15 protein-coding genes and 1 tRNA gene are annotated in these 15,279 nt (G+C 69.8%); 10 read left to right on the top strand and 6 right to left on the bottom strand.

Annotated elements, in window-relative coordinates:
• Window positions 1-277: 277 nt before the first annotated feature.
• Both M6G65_RS25640 and M6G65_RS25635 read left to right on the top strand, forming a co-directional pair.
• Window positions 278-523, top strand: a complete 246-nt coding sequence (locus M6G65_RS25640; protein WP_238200008.1) for a hypothetical protein — start codon at window positions 278-280, stop codon at window positions 521-523.
• 14 nt (window positions 524-537) lie between these two features.
• On the top strand, window positions 538-834 hold the full coding sequence (locus M6G65_RS25635; protein ID WP_238200007.1) for a hypothetical protein: 297 nt from the start codon (window positions 538-540) through the stop codon (window positions 832-834).
• Window positions 835-1,266: 432 nt separating this feature from the next.
• Here the strand turns inward: M6G65_RS25635 and M6G65_RS25630 are convergent, their stop codons facing one another.
• Together M6G65_RS25630 and M6G65_RS25625 are read right to left on the bottom strand one after the other, a co-directional pair.
• The gene (locus M6G65_RS25630) at window positions 1,267-1,998 is read right to left on the bottom strand and encodes a hypothetical protein (protein ID WP_238200006.1); all 732 of its coding nucleotides are present in this window, start codon (window positions 1,996-1,998) and stop codon (window positions 1,267-1,269) included.
• Window positions 1,999-2,486: 488 nt separating this feature from the next.
• Window positions 2,487-2,563, bottom strand: a tRNA-Arg gene (locus tag M6G65_RS25625).
• Window positions 2,564-2,728: 165 nt separating this feature from the next.
• On the opposite strand from M6G65_RS25625, the gene M6G65_RS25620 reads away from it, so the two are divergent.
• Window positions 2,729-4,933 (top strand): FUSC family protein, encoded by a 2,205-nt coding sequence (locus M6G65_RS25620; protein WP_250103055.1) that lies wholly within the window; start codon window positions 2,729-2,731, stop codon window positions 4,931-4,933.
• A 42-nt stretch (window positions 4,934-4,975) separates the two neighbouring features.
• On the opposite strand, the gene M6G65_RS25615 is transcribed toward M6G65_RS25620, so the two are convergent.
• Window positions 4,976-5,206, bottom strand: coding sequence for a hypothetical protein (locus M6G65_RS25615; RefSeq protein WP_192710376.1), 231 nt, complete (start codon window positions 5,204-5,206; stop codon window positions 4,976-4,978).
• A 236-nt stretch (window positions 5,207-5,442) separates the two neighbouring features.
• On the opposite strand from M6G65_RS25615, the gene pth reads away from it, so the two are divergent.
• The 5 genes from pth to M6G65_RS25590 all read left to right on the top strand — a co-directional run bounded on the left by pth (window position 5,443) and on the right by M6G65_RS25590 (window position 10,107).
• Window positions 5,443-6,051, top strand: a complete 609-nt coding sequence (gene pth, locus M6G65_RS25610; RefSeq protein WP_238200004.1) for an aminoacyl-tRNA hydrolase — start codon at window positions 5,443-5,445, stop codon at window positions 6,049-6,051.
• 45 nt (window positions 6,052-6,096) lie between these two features.
• Window positions 6,097-6,768, top strand: coding sequence for a PIN domain-containing protein (locus tag M6G65_RS25605; protein WP_250103054.1), 672 nt, complete (start codon window positions 6,097-6,099; stop codon window positions 6,766-6,768).
• A 9-nt stretch (window positions 6,769-6,777) separates the two neighbouring features.
• The gene (gene ychF, locus M6G65_RS25600; protein WP_250103053.1) at window positions 6,778-7,875 is read left to right on the top strand and encodes a redox-regulated ATPase YchF; all 1,098 of its coding nucleotides are present in this window, start codon (window positions 6,778-6,780) and stop codon (window positions 7,873-7,875) included.
• Window positions 7,876-8,015: 140 nt separating this feature from the next.
• Window positions 8,016-9,005, top strand: coding sequence for a MaoC/PaaZ C-terminal domain-containing protein (locus tag M6G65_RS25595; RefSeq protein ID WP_250103052.1), 990 nt, complete (start codon window positions 8,016-8,018; stop codon window positions 9,003-9,005).
• 58 nt (window positions 9,006-9,063) lie between these two features.
• Window positions 9,064-10,107 carry an aldo/keto reductase gene (locus M6G65_RS25590; RefSeq protein ID WP_250103051.1) on the top strand — a complete coding sequence of 348 codons (1,044 nt, stop codon included), beginning with the start codon at window positions 9,064-9,066 and terminating at the stop codon, window positions 10,105-10,107.
• Window positions 10,108-10,206: 99 nt separating this feature from the next.
• On the opposite strand, the gene M6G65_RS25585 is transcribed toward M6G65_RS25590, so the two are convergent.
• The 3 genes from M6G65_RS25585 to M6G65_RS25575 are packed head-to-tail and all read right to left on the bottom strand — an operon-like array spanning window position 10,207 to window position 12,745.
• Window positions 10,207-11,007: an ABC transporter substrate-binding protein gene (locus M6G65_RS25585; RefSeq protein WP_238200009.1), complete on the bottom strand. Its 801-nt coding sequence runs from the start codon at window positions 11,005-11,007 to the stop codon at window positions 10,207-10,209.
• A 17-nt stretch (window positions 11,008-11,024) separates the two neighbouring features.
• Window positions 11,025-11,795: a TerC family protein gene (locus tag M6G65_RS25580; protein ID WP_238199996.1), complete on the bottom strand. Its 771-nt coding sequence runs from the start codon at window positions 11,793-11,795 to the stop codon at window positions 11,025-11,027.
• Entirely contained in the window at window positions 11,792-12,745 is a 954-nt protein-coding gene (locus tag M6G65_RS25575; RefSeq protein WP_250103050.1) for a lipid kinase, read from the bottom strand. Before M6G65_RS25575 ends, M6G65_RS25580 begins: the two co-directional genes overlap by 4 nt.
• 292 nt (window positions 12,746-13,037) lie before the next feature.
• Between M6G65_RS25575 and M6G65_RS25570 the strand changes: the two genes are divergently transcribed.
• Window positions 13,038-13,937 carry a hypothetical protein gene (locus tag M6G65_RS25570; protein WP_250103049.1) on the top strand — a complete coding sequence of 300 codons (900 nt, stop codon included), beginning with the start codon at window positions 13,038-13,040 and terminating at the stop codon, window positions 13,935-13,937.
• 64 nt (window positions 13,938-14,001) lie between these two features.
• The gene (locus tag M6G65_RS25565; RefSeq protein WP_238199991.1) at window positions 14,002-15,279 is read left to right on the top strand and encodes a thermonuclease family protein; all 1,278 of its coding nucleotides are present in this window, start codon (window positions 14,002-14,004) and stop codon (window positions 15,277-15,279) included.

The raw sequence follows: 15,279 nt of genomic DNA, 5'->3' as shown, positions 1-15,279 counted from the left end.
TGGACAAAGGCGCCGCCAGCCACCGACACCAGCGCCTCGACGTGCGGGGCGTCGGCAACCACTCGAATGGTGGCGCTTCAACGTAGGTCGTAGTCAATTGCCGAGCAGGTGTTGTGGCGGCCTATCACCACATCGAGGCCGCGAAGAGCCCGACCGCGGATAAATGCAGCGCCGCCGAGATCCAGGCCGACCAGCTTCCGCTCGGCGCATTTTTGTTTGCGTGAATGGGAAAGCGGTATCATAGAAGGCCAGACAGAGCACGTCGGCCGGAGACTCCATGTCTGACCTTTCGGTCTCAAGCCTCACCGTCGATTTGTTACAGAATCAAGCGTCTGTCGCCTTGTTCAAGGCGAGCCCAGGACAGACGCTTGGTCACCCTCAGCGCGTTACCAGCATCAATATCGCCGTGCCATTGCCCGGAATGGGCATACCTTCAGACAAACTGCTGAAAAAGGCCGCCATAGATGAGGCCAGGAAAGCTTTGGAAGAAGCGATCAGGGTCTTAGCGAATTACCCTGTCTAATCGAGGCGGCTTGAATGAGTGATCCGGCCGACGCCGCTCGTATCAGCGCTCTCGAAAGTAGGCTGGCGGCTCTTGAAGCTCAAGTTACATTCTCTCTGCCTCGGCTGGACAGGTTCGAGGGCAAAATAGATCCAGTCGTAGAAAGAGTAGTTAGGCTCGAAGAAGCGGCAAAGCACATTCCATCTAAAGGTTTCATAGTCACGATTGTCCTTATTGCACTAACAATCGCAGGCGGGATGCTGACTGTCGTCAATGGACTCAAGACCGCCACTGGCTCGGCGGCGCTACCGGCTCAATCACAGGTGAAGTAGGCCACTAATCGAGGGATCTTAGCAACAGCGGGAGGTATAAAGCAACAGTTGCTAGGCCGAACGCATTTTTGTTCTCCATAATACGGAGACAAACCTTCTAAAAATACGCTTTATCGCTTGAATAGTGATGTCAAGCCGACGCTCCGGTGTGTGTTTCAATCTACCGAGCCCCCGCAAAGCGACTTTACTGGCTCGTACCGGGCTTCCGAACTCGCGGGGGCTCGACACGTTGGTATATCACTCGCCCCTCAGCCGCCGGCCGGTCGCTGCCGGAGATCGCCTGCCTCTTTGGCTCCCGGCAGCGCTCGACCGTGCTGAACGCCTGCTGTTGAGTCGATTGCGAGATCAGTCAAATCAGCGGGCCATTCGATGACAAGCCCGAGGCGTGGGCGTGACTGCCGTGGCCGGAGCACCGGCCGACAGCAGTCAGCATCAGCTGACAATTGGCGGTGAAACGAAACGCAAAAAGCTGTCGCCAATATACGTTGTAAGCTTACCGTCACTTGATCCCTTCTTCGGGTCGAAGGAGACCATGCCGTGCGAATTTAAATCAAACATGATGCGATCCATAACTTCGGGCACAAGTTTCGAGCGAAGGTGCAGCCTCAAAGTTGTTCCAGTGTAATCAACGTTTCCGTGATATTCTGTGATATGGTCCTCAGGCGACGTGCCCGTGCTAAACATGCTTCCTTCGCTGCCAGACATGTGCCTTAGTACTTCAAGGTGGCTGGCCGAGAATTGCTCCAAAATCTGCATGAAACTTCCTCGCACAACGTCGTCCAATGATAGTCCGGCTGCTGTGTTGAGGACCGTGTTCTTCAGAGCCTCTAGCTTTTCCTCGTGATGCGTTCGCAATGCTATATGTGTTGCCGCAAGGACAGCTGTTAGAAACTCTTCGTTGTTATCGAGAGACTTTGGATCAAATCCGGATAGCCGTGTTTGAAGTTCGTATACGGCCTCACCGAGGCGATTGAACCAATGCGCTTGCCGAACGGCAGTCGGAGTCGCGACGTATTTTTTGATGATCCCTTGGACCACGGGCCCAGAGAAAGGCACCAGCGTGGATGCCGCTGCGCCGAGGATACCGACTGCAACGTCGTGACCGGAAGACAGATTATCGGACGTCGGATATTTCGGATCAATATGAGCATTTTTGCCCTTCATCGTTCAAGCCAGACGCTGAGGTTTCGATCCAGGATTGTCGCCACCATCGATAAATTAGGGCACCTGGGGGTTCGTCGCACACGCGGAACTTAGCTGTGGAACGGGGTAGACGCTCTCCGGCGCTGCGACGGTCGTTATACTCAGACCCTCAAGGGCGCAGGCAATGCATGTGTGTAGATCCGCCCACAGCTTAGCCTCGGCTTTGCGGGCGAGATCGCTCGCTCGGACCTATGGCAAGTCTGCCCTCCCATTTGTCCTCCGCTGGCGAGCAGCCATGGTGGAGGCGAACCGGATCCGACTTCGTCGTGCCGCTCGGGTCGCGCTGAGGCTTCAAGGCTCTCGTGTTCCGCCCGTGTTGCGCGGACATGCCGGCACAGGTTGGTAAGCCCTTGTAAAATAAGGAATCCCGTTGCACAGCGTTGCAAGTCGAAATCCGCCCGAACCAGGGCGGCTCATCGCGAATTTCGATTATCTAACAACAAGATAACTGGCGACCCCGGTAGGGCTCGAACCTACGACCTGCCGCTTAGAAGGCGGCTGCTCTATCCAGCTGAGCTACGGAGTCAGGAGGCCAGGCGGCCCCAGAAGCCACGGGCTCGCCCGAGGGTCAAGCACCCGCGCGGGCGCACGCACCGGCCGGCGGACGGACCAGCGGCCGGCACGGATCCCGCCTGCGCGCGGCGGGGGCCTTGCGAAGCGGGACGGATCCGGACAGGTCCGGATGCGGTTCATGCCGGGGCGCCGCGCCCGTGTCCGGAGACCGAGCTTGACCGCGCCGAGTCCCACAGAAAAGCCGTCCGTGCGCGCCTGGAGCCGCCAGCGCGCCGCGGGCCGGGGCAGCCTGAACCGGCCCGGCGCGGATCTGCGGCGCCTGCCGACCGGCCTCGACCTCCGGGGCCTGCGGCTCGTGGAGGGCGTGCGCGCCGCCTTCGCGTTCGGCGTCGTCATCCTGCTCAATATCTGGGTGCAGTGGCCGCCGCTGCTGACCATGGCGCTCGCCGCCAACCTCGCCTGCTTCTGCGACAATGGCGGGCCGATGCGGGCACGCCTGCGCGTGCTCACCGCCTTCTCGCTGCTCGGCGGCCTGCTCTGGGCCGGGCTCGGCCTGCTCAAGCCCCTGGGCCTTCCGGTTGTCGTCCCGGTCGCCTGCGCGCTGATCTTCGCCTGCGCGTACGCGCGGGTCTGGAGCGTGCAGGCGCAGTCGGCCGGCAACGTCCTGGTGGTGGTGCTGTGCATCGCGCTCGACCGGCCGCTCACCCCCGAACAGGCCGGCATCACCGTGCTGATGTTCGCCGCCGGCGGTCTCTGGGCGACCTTCCTGGCCCTCGTGATCTGGCGCCTGCACCCCTACCGGCCGGCCCACCGGGCGGTGGCGGAGGTCTGGCACGATCTCGCGCGCCTCTGCGGCGATCTCGAGCGGCTCGTCGCCCTGCCGGAGCCCGACAATGCCGCCTTCGACGGCCATGCCCGCGGCCACCGACGGGGCGTGCGGGCGGGCATCGAGACCGCGCGGACCATGATCCTCGACCTCGCCCGCTCCCGCGAGCGCGTCTCGGACCGCACCGCCCAGGCGCTGCTGCGCCTGGAGAGCGCCGAGCAGATCTTTTCCGCCCTGATCGCCGTGGGTGAGCTGATCGACAGCCGGCCCGACCCGCACCGCCGTGCTCTGGCAAAAACCTTCCTGCGCCGCCTGCGCCCCCTGCTGGTGACCATCGCCCGGGCGATCCGCGACGATGTCGACCTCGATCTCGCCCGCCTGGAGCACTCGATCACCCGGGTGGCCGAGGGGCTCTCGGCCGACCCGATCCTGGCGGGGCTCGCCGACCGGATCGTCGGGCGCGTGCGCATCGGCGCCAAGCTCTCGGCGCCGGAGGGGTACCGGCCCGGCGGCACGCTCACCGAGGGCGGCCGCCTCGACCGATGGACCCGCTATGTCGGGCCGCTGCAGCAGAACTTCACCCTGGCCTCGCCGAACCTGCGCCATGCCCTGCGGGCGAGCGCGGTCGCGGCGCCGGCGCTCGCCGCCACCCTGAGCTACGCGGGCGCCTTCACGCACTGGCTGGTGATGACCGTGGTGCTGACCATGCAGCCCTTCTACGCGGCGACGTGGCAGCGGGCCCTCGAGCGGATCGGCGGCACGGTGCTGGGCGGCCTCGCGGGCGCGGTCCTCGCCTATTATGCCACGACCCCGCTGATGGAGGCTGGCCTGATCCTCGTGCTCAGCGTGGTCGGCTTCGCGGCGCGCCAGATCTCGTACGGCTTCTTCGTCACCTGCCTGACCCCGCTCGTGGTGCTGCTGGTCGAGTTGCTGGAGCCGGGCCACAGCTCCTGGGAGATCGTCGCCATGCGGGCGGGCTTCACGGTGCTGGGCGGCCTGATCGCGGTGGCGAGCTGCACGGTGCTCTGGCCGATCTGGGAGCCCGACCAGGTCCGCCAGGAATTGCGCCGGGCGCTGAAGGCCCACGCGGATTTCGCCGAGGCCGTGCTGCGCGCCGCCCCCGGGCCGGAGCGGGAGGCCGCGCTCCTGGCCAGCACCCGCGCGGCCGGCCTCGCCCTCAACGATCTGGAGGCGGCGCTGTCGCGCGCCCTGCAGCAGCCCCGGGCCGGCCACCATCCGGAGGTGGAATCCGCCCTGGTGGCCGACGCGACCCTGCGCCGGATCAGCGCCCGGCTGACCGTGCTGCGGCACGCCCCCGAGGCCGCGGACCCGAAGGCCGGGATCTGGCGGGACTGGATCACCGCGACCCTGGCGGCGCTCGGCGCCGACCGGCCGCTGCCGGCGCGGCCCGACCTGAACCAGGGCCAGTCCCTGACCCGGCTGGTGAGTCAGGTCGATCTCCTGGCCGGCACGCTGCGTCCCGGCCAGATCCGCGCGGCGGCCGCGGCCGGGATGGCCGCGCCGTCCGGGCCTCCGACGATGTCGGTGACCCGGTAGCCCGGCGCGACGGGACCCTGGACGATCCGGGGCCCCGCGGCGTCAGTAGCGCGGCAGGGCATTGGCCGGGCCGCCGGCATGCGGGCCGGCGTAGCGGTAGGCGAGCGGCCGGCCGTAATCGGCGGGGGCCTGCGTCACCACCGGGGCGTTGCCGATCCAGCCCGAATAGGCGGAGGCCGGGTAGGGCGAGTGCTTCGAGTCCAGGCCCTGCGCGAGGGCCGGCGTGGCGGCCGCGGCGACCAGGGCGGCGGCAGCGAGCATGCGGATCGTCATGATGATCTCCTGGTGTCTTCGTATGACTTCAACGGGAAGTCATCCGGTCAACCGTGTCGGGTGAGGAAGATCGTCGGTGCGGCGGTCTTGATCACTCAGGCTTTGCTTGGCCGAATGTGACCTCTCAACGGAGATGTACTGCTTCGGGTTCGCCCGACGCCGTGCGCTGGCGCACGGGGGATGCGCCGCGCGCGGAAGCGTGCCAGAGACCGCGGCCTGACAGGGATGCAACCACCATGCGGCTGATCGTCGGCCTTGGAAATCCGGGCGCGCGCTACGCGGGCAACCGGCACAATATCGGCTTCCTCGCTATCGACGCGATCGCCCGGCAGCACCGGGCGAGCCCGTTCCGCCACCGCTTCCAGGGCGAGGCCGCCGAGGTGGTGCTGGGCACGGAGCGGGCGATCCTGTTGAAGCCCACGACCTTCATGAACGAGTCGGGCCGCTCGGTCTCGGAAGCGCAGCGCTTCTATAAGATCCCGCTCGGCGACGTGATCGTGCTTCACGACGAGCTCGACCTCGCCCCCGCCAAGCTGCGGGTGAAGGTCGGCGGCGGCAATGCCGGCCATAACGGCCTGCGCTCGATCACCGCGCAATGCGGCAACGACTATCGCCGGGTCCGGCTCGGCATCGGCCATCCCGGCGACAAGGCGCTGGTGCATTCTTACGTGCTCAACGATTTCGGCAAGGCCGAGCAGCCCTGGGTCGAGGATCTCTGCCGGGCGGTTGCCGACCACGCCGGGCTGCTCGCCGCCGGTGAGGATGCGAGCTTCCAGAACAAGGTCCACCTCGCCATGGCGGGCCGCGGCTGGGACGACGTGAAGACGCTCGGCGCGAGAAATTGACACGAAAACACGAGAACACGATATGGATCGGCCTCGGAGGCTGCCATGAAGAACGTCACGGTGACGATGAGCGAGGCCCTGCTGCAGCGGGCGCGCGTCGCGGCCGCGCGCGACGGCAAGAGCCTGTCGCGCTTCGTGGCCGAGGCCGTCGAGCAGCGGGTCGGCCGACCGCTGACGCAGCTTGAGGCGATCGAGCGGTTCCTGGCTGGCCCCCTCTCCACGTTCTGGATGAGAACGGGAAGGCACCGACCCGAGACCAACTGTACGATGACGACTGACCTCGTCTTCGTCGATACGAACGTCTTCCTGTATGCCCGCGACGATCGTTACCCGGACAAGCAACGGACGGTCACGCACTGGCTCGCAACGCTCGCGGCCCGCGAGGCTCTCGTCGTGAGTCCGCAGGTGATCGGCGAGATCCACAACGCGGTCCTGCGCGGGAAGGTCGCCGTCGACAGCGCGGAGATGCGGCGGATGACACTGGAACTGCAACCCTTCTCGCAGGGCGCGACCGATCTCGAACTCATCACGCGGGCTTGGTCGATCCGGACCGAGACGACCTTCCAGTGGTGGGATTGCATCATTCTCGCAGCTGCGACGCGCGCCGGGTGCCGCTATCTTCTCTCGGAGGATTACCAGCACGACCGCACGGTCCGCGGCACCACCATCCTCAACCCTTTCATGGTCGGCCCCGAGGCCGTCGTGACCGAACACTAGGACCGATCCATGGGCTTCAAATGCGGCATCGTCGGCCTGCCGAACGTCGGCAAGTCGACCCTCTTCAACGCGCTGACGCAGACGGCGGCCGCCCAGGCGGCGAACTACCCGTTCTGCACCATCGAGCCGAATGTCGGCGAGGTGGCGGTGCCGGACCCGCGGCTGACGGATCTCGCCCGGATCGCGTCGCCGAAGGAGATCATCCCGACGCGGCTGACCTTCGTGGACATTGCCGGCCTCGTGCGCGGCGCCTCCAAGGGTGAGGGCCTGGGCAACCAGTTCCTGGCCAATATTCGCGAGGTCGACGCCATCGCCCACGTGGTCCGCTGCTTCACGGACGGCGACGTCACCCACGTGGAGGGCAAGGTCGATCCGGCCGCCGATATCGAGACGATTGAGACCGAGCTGATGCTCGCCGACCTCGACAGCCTGGAGCGCCGCGCCGTCGCCTTGGAGAAGAAGGCCAAGGGCGCCGACAAGGAGGCCAAGGAAACCCTCGACCTCGTCAACCGCGCGCTCCCGCTCCTGCGCGACGGCAAGCCGGCGCGCCTCGTGGAGCGCAAGCCCGACGAGGAGAAGCTGTTCCAGTCGCTCGGCCTGATGACCGCGAAGCCCGTCCTCTACGTCTGCAACGTCGACGAGGGCGACGCCGACAAGGGCAACGCCTACTCGGACGCGGTCGTCGCCCGCGCCAAGGAAGAGGGCGCCGTCGCGGTGGTGGTCTCGGCCAAGATCGAGAGCGAGATCGCCGTGATGCCGGAGGCCGACCAGGCCGAGTTCCTGGAGGCGGTGGGGCTCACCGAGCCGGGCCTCAACCGGGTGATCCGCGCCGGCTACGACCTCCTCGGCCTCGTGACCTACTTCACGGTCGGCCCCAAGGAGGCGCGGGCCTGGACGATCACCAAGGGCACCCGCGCCCCCGGGGCGGCCGGGGTGATCCACTCGGATTTCGAGAAGGGCTTCATCCGCGCCGAGACCATCGCGTTCAAGGACTACACGGCCTTGAACGGCGAGGCCGGGGCCCGGGACGCCGGCAAGCTGCGGCTCGAGGGCAAGGAGTACGTGGTGCAGGACGGCGACGTGCTGCATTTCCGCTTCGCCAACTGAGTTCGGCGCCGTCATCGCGAGCGCAGCGAAGCGACCCAGGGCAGCGGGACCGCCCGGCAGCGTGGCGCCACTGGATTGCTTCGCTCCGCTCGCAAAGACGGCGTATCCCGATCCCCGCTGATCAACGAGACGAGCCCGCCATGCCGGATCCCGCCCTCGAAGACTTCTCCGTCGGCGACGTGATCGTCGGGGAGCCGCTGACGGTGACCCGCGACGCCATCGTGGGCTTCGCGACGGCGTTCGACTTCCAGCCGTTCCATATCGGCGAGACGGCCGCCGAGACGACCTTCGCGGGCCGGCTGATCGGCTCGGGCTGGCACACGGCGGCGCTCGGGATGCGGCTGCTCCAGCAGGGGCCGTTCCAGGGCGGCTCGTCGCTCGGCGCGCCGGGGATCGGCGAGCTGCGCTGGCTCGCCCCGGTCCTGCCCGGCGACGCCCTGACGCTGACCTTCCGGGTCGTAGGGCTGCGCGATTCGGCGACGAAGCCCGGCCTCGGCTTCGTGACCGCCGAGGTCGCCCTCGACAATCAGCGGGCTGAGACGGTGCTCACCCAGCGCTTCACCTTCATGCTGGCCCGCCGCGGCACCGATCCCCTGCCCCCGCGGCCCGTCGCGATCGGGGAACCCGGCCCGGTCACCGAGCCGGACGATGCCGAGATCCTGCCGTTCCTGCGGGATGCCGAGATCGGCGCCGTGCGCGAGCTGGGCGCCTACGCGTTCACCGCCGAGGCGATCGTGGCCTTCGCGCGGGCCTACGACCCGCAGGCCTTCCATCTCGACCCCGAGGTGGCCAAGCGCAGCCATTTCGGCGGGCTCTGCGCCTCCGGCTGGCACACGGCCGCCGCCTACATGAACCGGATGCTCACGACCCGCGCCCGCGACGCCGCCTACACGGCCGCCCGGGGTCCCGTCCCGGAGGCGGGCCCCTCCCCCGGGTTCAAGAACCTGCGCTGGCTGAAGCCGGTCTACGCCGGCGACACGGTCCGGTTCAGCGCCCGGCTCACCGACAAGCGCGCCTCGGCCTCGCGGCCGGGCTGGGGCACGGCCTTCGCCCGCAACACCGGGGTGAACCAGCGCGGCGAGCCGGTCTTCGCCTTCGACAGCGCCGTTTTCCACCGCTGGGAGCCCTGAGCGCACCGGCCGCCGCCCCGCGCGTTGTCGACAGGGAAACGGACGGAATCAGGCAGGCATGTATCAGAAGAAGCTCGGCAACACGGGGCTGTTCGTCTCGGAACTCTGCCTCGGCACCATGACCTTCGGGGGCGGAGCCGGGATGTGGCGCCAGATCGGCGCCCTCGACCAGGCGGAGGCCGGGCGCCTCGTCGGGCGGGCGCTGGAGGCCGGGATCAACTTCATCGACACCGCCGACGTCTATGCCGAAGGGCTCTCGGAGCAGATTACCGGCCGTGCCCTGCGCGACCTCAAGATCCCGCGCGACAGCGTCGTCGTCGCCACCAAGGGCTACGGTCCGACCGGCCCGGGCGCCAACGCCAAGGGCGCCTCGCGCCTGCACCTGATCGACGCCTGCAAGGCGAGCCTCAAGCGGCTCCAGCTCGACCATATCGACCTCTACCAGATCCACGGCTTCGACCCGGCGACCCCGATCGAGGAGCAGGTGCGGGCGCTCGACATCCTCGTGCAGCACGGCCACGTCCGCTACGTCGGCGTCTCGAACTGGGCGGCGTGGCAGATCGTGAAGGCGCTGGGTATCAGCGCGCGGGCCGGGCTCGCCCGCTTCGAGACCCTGCAGGCCTACTATTCCATCGCGGGGCGCGACCTGGAGCGGGAGATCGTCCCGATGCTGCGCTCGGAGGGGCTCGGCCTCCTGGTCTGGAGCCCGCTGGCCGGCGGCTTGCTCAGCGGCAAATATTCCGGCGGCTCCGGCGAGGGCCGGCGCGCGAGCTTCGATTTCCCGCCGGTCGACCGGCCGCGAGCCGAAGCCTGCATCGACGCGATGCGCACCGTGGCGGAAGCCCGCGGCGTCTCGGTGGCCCAGGTGGCGCTGGCACGGCTCCTGCACCGCAAGGCGGTGACCAGCGTCATCGTGGGGGCCAAGCGCCTCGACCAGCTGGACGACAACATCGCGGCGACCGAACTGAGCCTCACCGGCGAGGAACTCGACGCCCTCGACGCGGTGAGCGCGCTGCCGACCGAGTATCCGGGCTGGATGTTCGAGCGCCAGGGCGTCCGGGCGCAGCAGCTCGCGGAATCGGGCCGGCCCGGCGTGCGCTGAGGCGGCCGGATCGCGCAGCCCCATCCGACCCGCATCCGCATCCTGAGGTGCCGGAGCGTAGCGGAGGCCTCGAAGGAGCCCTCGTGCGAGGCCCGCCCCTCAGGGCGCCGCCAGATCCGGATCCTGCCCGCTGGCCTCCAGGCCGCGCCGCACCAGCCCGTCGCGCTTCGCCTGCGCGATGAAATCCGCCAGATAGGCCGCCCCCGCCGCGCGTCCCACCGGCAAGCCCATCGCCTGCGGGATCGCCATGAAGTGCCCCGGCAGCAGCCGCACCTCCGGATGCGACGCCGCGTAGGCGGCGAGCGGCTGATCCACGCCGGCCGCGACCTCGAGACCGTCGCGCGCGAACGCCGTCACCGCCTCGGCCGAGGTCGGCGCCCGCACCAGGGTTGCGTGCCTCAGGGCGCGGGTCAGGAACAGGTCGTAGGCGCTGCCGCGGCCCACCGAGACGCGCACGCCGTCGCGGTCGACCTCCTCCGCGCTCCGGATCGCCGAGCCGGCCGGCACGAGGTAGCGGCCGGCGATCCGCACGTAGGGCTCCGTGAAGGCGATGCCCTCGGCCCGCTTCGGATCGATCGCCAGGAAGCAGATGTCCCAGGCGCCCGTTCCCGCCGAGCCGGAGACCGCGCCCGCCCCAGGATAGGCCACGAACGCCACCGGCACGCCGAGCCGGGCCGCCAGAGCCCGGGCGAGATCCACCGACACCCCGGTGGGCCCGTCCATGCCCGCCTGCGCGAGGACCGGATTGCCGAGATTGATCGCCGCCCGGAGCGTGCCGGTGGGGGCGAGGTCGTGCCGCACGGCCGCGTCCGGCACCATCTGTCGGGTCTCCGCTTGGGCGAGGGCCGGCTGGACGAGGGCGGGAAGCAGGAGCAGGCCGAGGGCCGCGCGCCGCCGCATGAGCATCGGTCGCGGCCTCAGGCGCGCCGGGTCTGCCCGGCGGGCACCCGCGCCTCGCCCTGCGCGGACCGCCGTCGCCGACGGGCCAGCATGTTGAGGCCCTCCACGCCCGCCGAGAACGCCATGGCGGTGTAGATGTAGCCCTTCGGCACGTGCGCGCCGAACCCTTCGGCAATCAGCGTCATGCCGATCATGATCAGGAAGCCGAGCGCCAGCATCACCACGGTGGGGTTGCGGGCGATGAAGGCCGAGAGCGGCTCGGCGGCGACCAGCATCACCACCACGGCGATCACCACGGCGATCATCATCACCGGCACGTGCTCGGTCATGCCCACCGCGGTGATGATCGAGTCGATCGAGAAGACGAGGTCGAGGAGCAGGATCTGGCCGATCGCCGCGCCGAAGCCGAGGCTGCCGCCGGCCGCCCCGTCCGCCTTGGGCTCCGGATCCACCGTGTGGTGGATCTCCTTGGTGGCCTTCCAGAGCAGGAACAGGCCGCCGCCAATCAGGATCAGGTCGCGCCACGAGAAGGCTTGGCCGAACACCGAGAAGACCGGCTCGGTCAGGTGGACGATGAACGCCACGGTGCCGAGCAGCCCCAGCCGCAGGACCAGGGCGAGCCCGATCCCGATGCGCCGGGCCCGGGTCTGCTGATCGGCCGGCAGCTTGTTGGTCAGGATCGAGATGAAGATCAGGTTGTCGACGCCGAGCACCACCTCCATCACCACCAGCGTGGCGAGGGCGGCCCAGACGGCGGGCTGGCTGGCGAGCTGGATCAGGTCGGTCACAGGCGGGGAGCCTCGCTGGTCGGGAACAGGCTTTTGCCGAGGGTGGCGAGGTCGAAGGTGGCGGGACCGCGCACCGGCTCGGGGGCGAAGACCCGCAGGATCTTCGGGAAGACCTTGAAATGGGCGGGCGTGTGGGTGGTCAGCTCGCCGTCGGTGTTCACCGGCCGGGGCTTGCGGGTCGAGAGCCGGATCTCCTGCGCGTGGAAGGCCCGCACGTCGGCCGCGCGCCCCTGCGTGCCCCGGCGCAGGGCCGGCAGCAGCGCGAGGAGCCGCCACCAGTGGTTGATCTCCAGGCTGTAGAAATCCAGCTTGCCGTCGCCGACCGCGGCACTCTCCGCCACGGTCATGCCGCCGCCGTAGTGCCGGCCGTTGCCCACCGAGACCTGGATGGTGGTGACCTTCTCGGCGACGCCGTCATGCTCGATCGTCACCGTGAAGGGCCGGACCCGGCGCAGCACGCGGATGGCCGCGACCGCGTAGCCCAGCACGCCCCAGGTCTTCTTCGATTCCGCCGTGAGCTCGCCGGCGAGCTCGGCCGAGAAGCCGACGCTGGCCACGTTGAAATAATAGTGGCCGTTGACCCAGCCGAGATCCACCGGGCGCGCCTCGGCGGTCGGGATGAAGCGGGCCGCCGCGAGGGGGTCGAGCGGCAGGTTCAGGGACCGGGCGAGGTCGTTCGCCGTGCCGAGCGGCAGGATCGCGAGCGGCAGGCCGCTCTCCACCAGGGCCGGCGCGGCGTAGTTCATGGTGCCGTCGCCGCCGCCCAGGATCACCATGTCGACCGCGCCGGCCCGGTCGCGGATCACGTCGCGGCAATCGGCCTCCGGCGGCGGTTCCTCCGGCTCGATGCCGCCCGCGCGCAGGATCCCCCGGACCTCGTCCAGATCGAGGGCGCCGTTGCGGGCCTTGGCGTTGCAGAGCAGCAGGGCCCGGCGCGGGTTGATGCTCATCGGGCGTTCCCGGGATGCGGGCCTGGGGGCGAAGCGGTCTCGGGACGGGCCAAGGGATCCTCGATGCGCGGCGGAGGCGGGCGGTATGGGAGCCTGGGAATGGCCGAAGGCCAAGACTGTCCCCGACTTGGTACCCAAACGCACGAACGCAACCCCATCATCCCCGCAATCCAGGGCTGGTCGCCGCCGTCCCGTACGTCAGGATGGGGGTGCGCCCGAAACGATCGTGGAACCCCTTCGACGGGCGGGCGCATTCTCCCCATTGATCGCTCCGGCCGCCAGGAAGGCACCGATGTCCGCCACCCGTCCCGCTCGACCCCAAACCCTCGTGCTCGGCCTGCTCCTGCCTCTGGCCTTCACGGGCGCCGCGTCGGCTCAGCAGCAGGGGGCGGATGCCCGGTCGGCCTGGGTGGATCCGCCGCCGCGGGCCGCCACGCCGGCCGCGGGGGCCGCGAAGGAATCCCTCAGGGCGGCGGATCAGGCCAGGACCGTTCCGGCGGACAAGCCCGCGGAGCAGCAGGCCGCCCAGCAGGCGAAAAGCCGGCCTGCCGGCACGCGCGACGCGGAGCCCGTCCGTCAGGCCGCCAGGCCGGAGCCCGCCGAGGACGCCTTGCCGAAGGCCGCCGGAACGCGGGCGCCGAGCCCGAAGCGGGCCGCCGCCCTGGAGCGTCCGCCGGTCCGCGAGGCGCTGCGCCGCCCCGCGCATCAGCCGCACCGCCTCGCCGCGACGCCGGCGGCCTTCGCCCCGGTCTCCGCACCCGCCTCGGCCGAGCGCGCGGCCGCGGCCCGGGCCCTGACCGCCAGCTACCTCGACACCGTCTCGGCCTCTGGCGACACCATGGTGGGGGCCGCGACCCGGTATTACGCGACGCGCGTGCGCTTCTACGGACGGCCGATCACGACGGCCGGCCTCGTCGCCGAGAAGCGCAGCTTCGTCCAGCGCTGGCCCGAGCGGCGCTACGAGCCGCGGGCGATGCACGCCGCCTGCGATGCCGAGACCTGCACGATCCGCGCGCTCGCCGATTTCCGCACGGCCAATCCCGGCCGCGGTGCGGTCTCCAGCGGCGAGGCCGAGCTGATCCTGGAGGTGGGCTTCGCGGGCACGCGGCCTTACATCCTGGGCGAGACCGGGCGCGTCCTGCGTCGGAGCATCCAGGCCGGCACCCTGGCTCCCTCGCCCGGCAAGGCGTAAGAGCCTCGCGTGGCGGCCCGCGGCGCCGTCGCGGGCGGCGCGTGGTGATGCCGGGATCGGGTGTATGACGTCTTCAACGGTGGTGGCGAAGCAGGAAGTGGGGCCGGCGCGTCCGGCGCTCGACGATCCCGGTCGCACCGCCCTCCGCGCGGCGATCCGGGCCGAGATCGCCCGCGCGCGCCCGCGCCCGGTGGCCGTGCGGACCCTCGAACTCCTGGCGGAAGCCGCGACCGTGCCCGACGCGGCCGGGAACGGCCTGCGCGTGCTGGACCGGCACGGCGCCGTTCGCCTGCGCGGCGACACGTCCGAGCCGATGACGCTGGCCGATCTCGTCGCGGAGCTGCAGGAGCGGCATCCGGCCCTGTTCCTGCCGCCCGAGCCCGAGCCGGAGGCGGCCCCGGTCGAGGAATCCCGGGATTCGCCGCTGCTCAGCGGCGCCTACGAGATGAAGGCGGCGACGGCGCGCTTCGTCGAGACCCAGTCGGAGCGCGCCCGCTCGCTGGCCGAACGCTCCTCCGTGCAGGGCCGGGCGCTGGCGCAGAACGCCGCCGGCCGGTTCGCGACTCTGCGGACAAGCCTGCGCGGCCGGTTGGGCCGCCCCGCCGACGAGCCCGAGGGGCATGCCGCGGCCGCGGCTCCCGGATCGGACCCGGTGGCGGCCTGGAATGCCGGGGCCGGCCGCTTCGGCGAGACGGTGCGCGACGGCGTCGAGCGGCTGCGCGACCGGTTGCGTTTCGGCCGGAACGATCTGGACGACGGCGCCCGTCGGCAGCGCCGCTGGCTCGCGGGCGCGAGCGCGGCCGCCCTGGTGGCGGTCGTCGCGGCCGGGCTCGTCCTGGAGAGCCGTCCGCCCGAGACGGCCCGGACCGCCGCGACCGAGCCGACCGCGTCCTCGACCCCCGCCCCGACCGGCACGCCGAGCGGCGCCTCCCGGGCCGCGCCCCCGGCCGCCCCCGTTCCCGACACGGTGACCCCGCCCCCCGAGACCGGCGGCGATCCCGAGCCCGATACCCCGCCGCCATCGCCCAACGCGGTGACCGGGTCGGTCCAGGTGATCGATACCGCCACCCTCAAGGTCGGCGGCAAGGTCGTCCATCTGTTCGGCGTCGAGTGGGTGCGGGGCGGCCAGGCGGACGAGCTGGCCCGCTACATCGGCGGCCGGACGGTGACCTGCCAGCCCGCGCCGGGCAGCGAGACCATGAACTGCCTCGTGGACGGGCGCGACCTCTCCGAGGTGGTGCTGTTCAACGGCGGCGGCCGCGCCTCCCCGGAGGCGAGCCCCGAGCTGGTCGCGGCCGAGGACCATGCCCGGAGCGAGCGGCTCGGCGTCTGGAAGCGCTAG

Source organism: Methylobacterium tardum (assembly GCF_023546765.1).
Lineage (GTDB): Bacteria > Pseudomonadota > Alphaproteobacteria > Rhizobiales > Beijerinckiaceae > Methylobacterium > Methylobacterium tardum.
The sequence above is the reverse complement of the archived record's forward strand: the minus strand, read 5'-3'. Positions and strand labels throughout refer to the sequence as shown.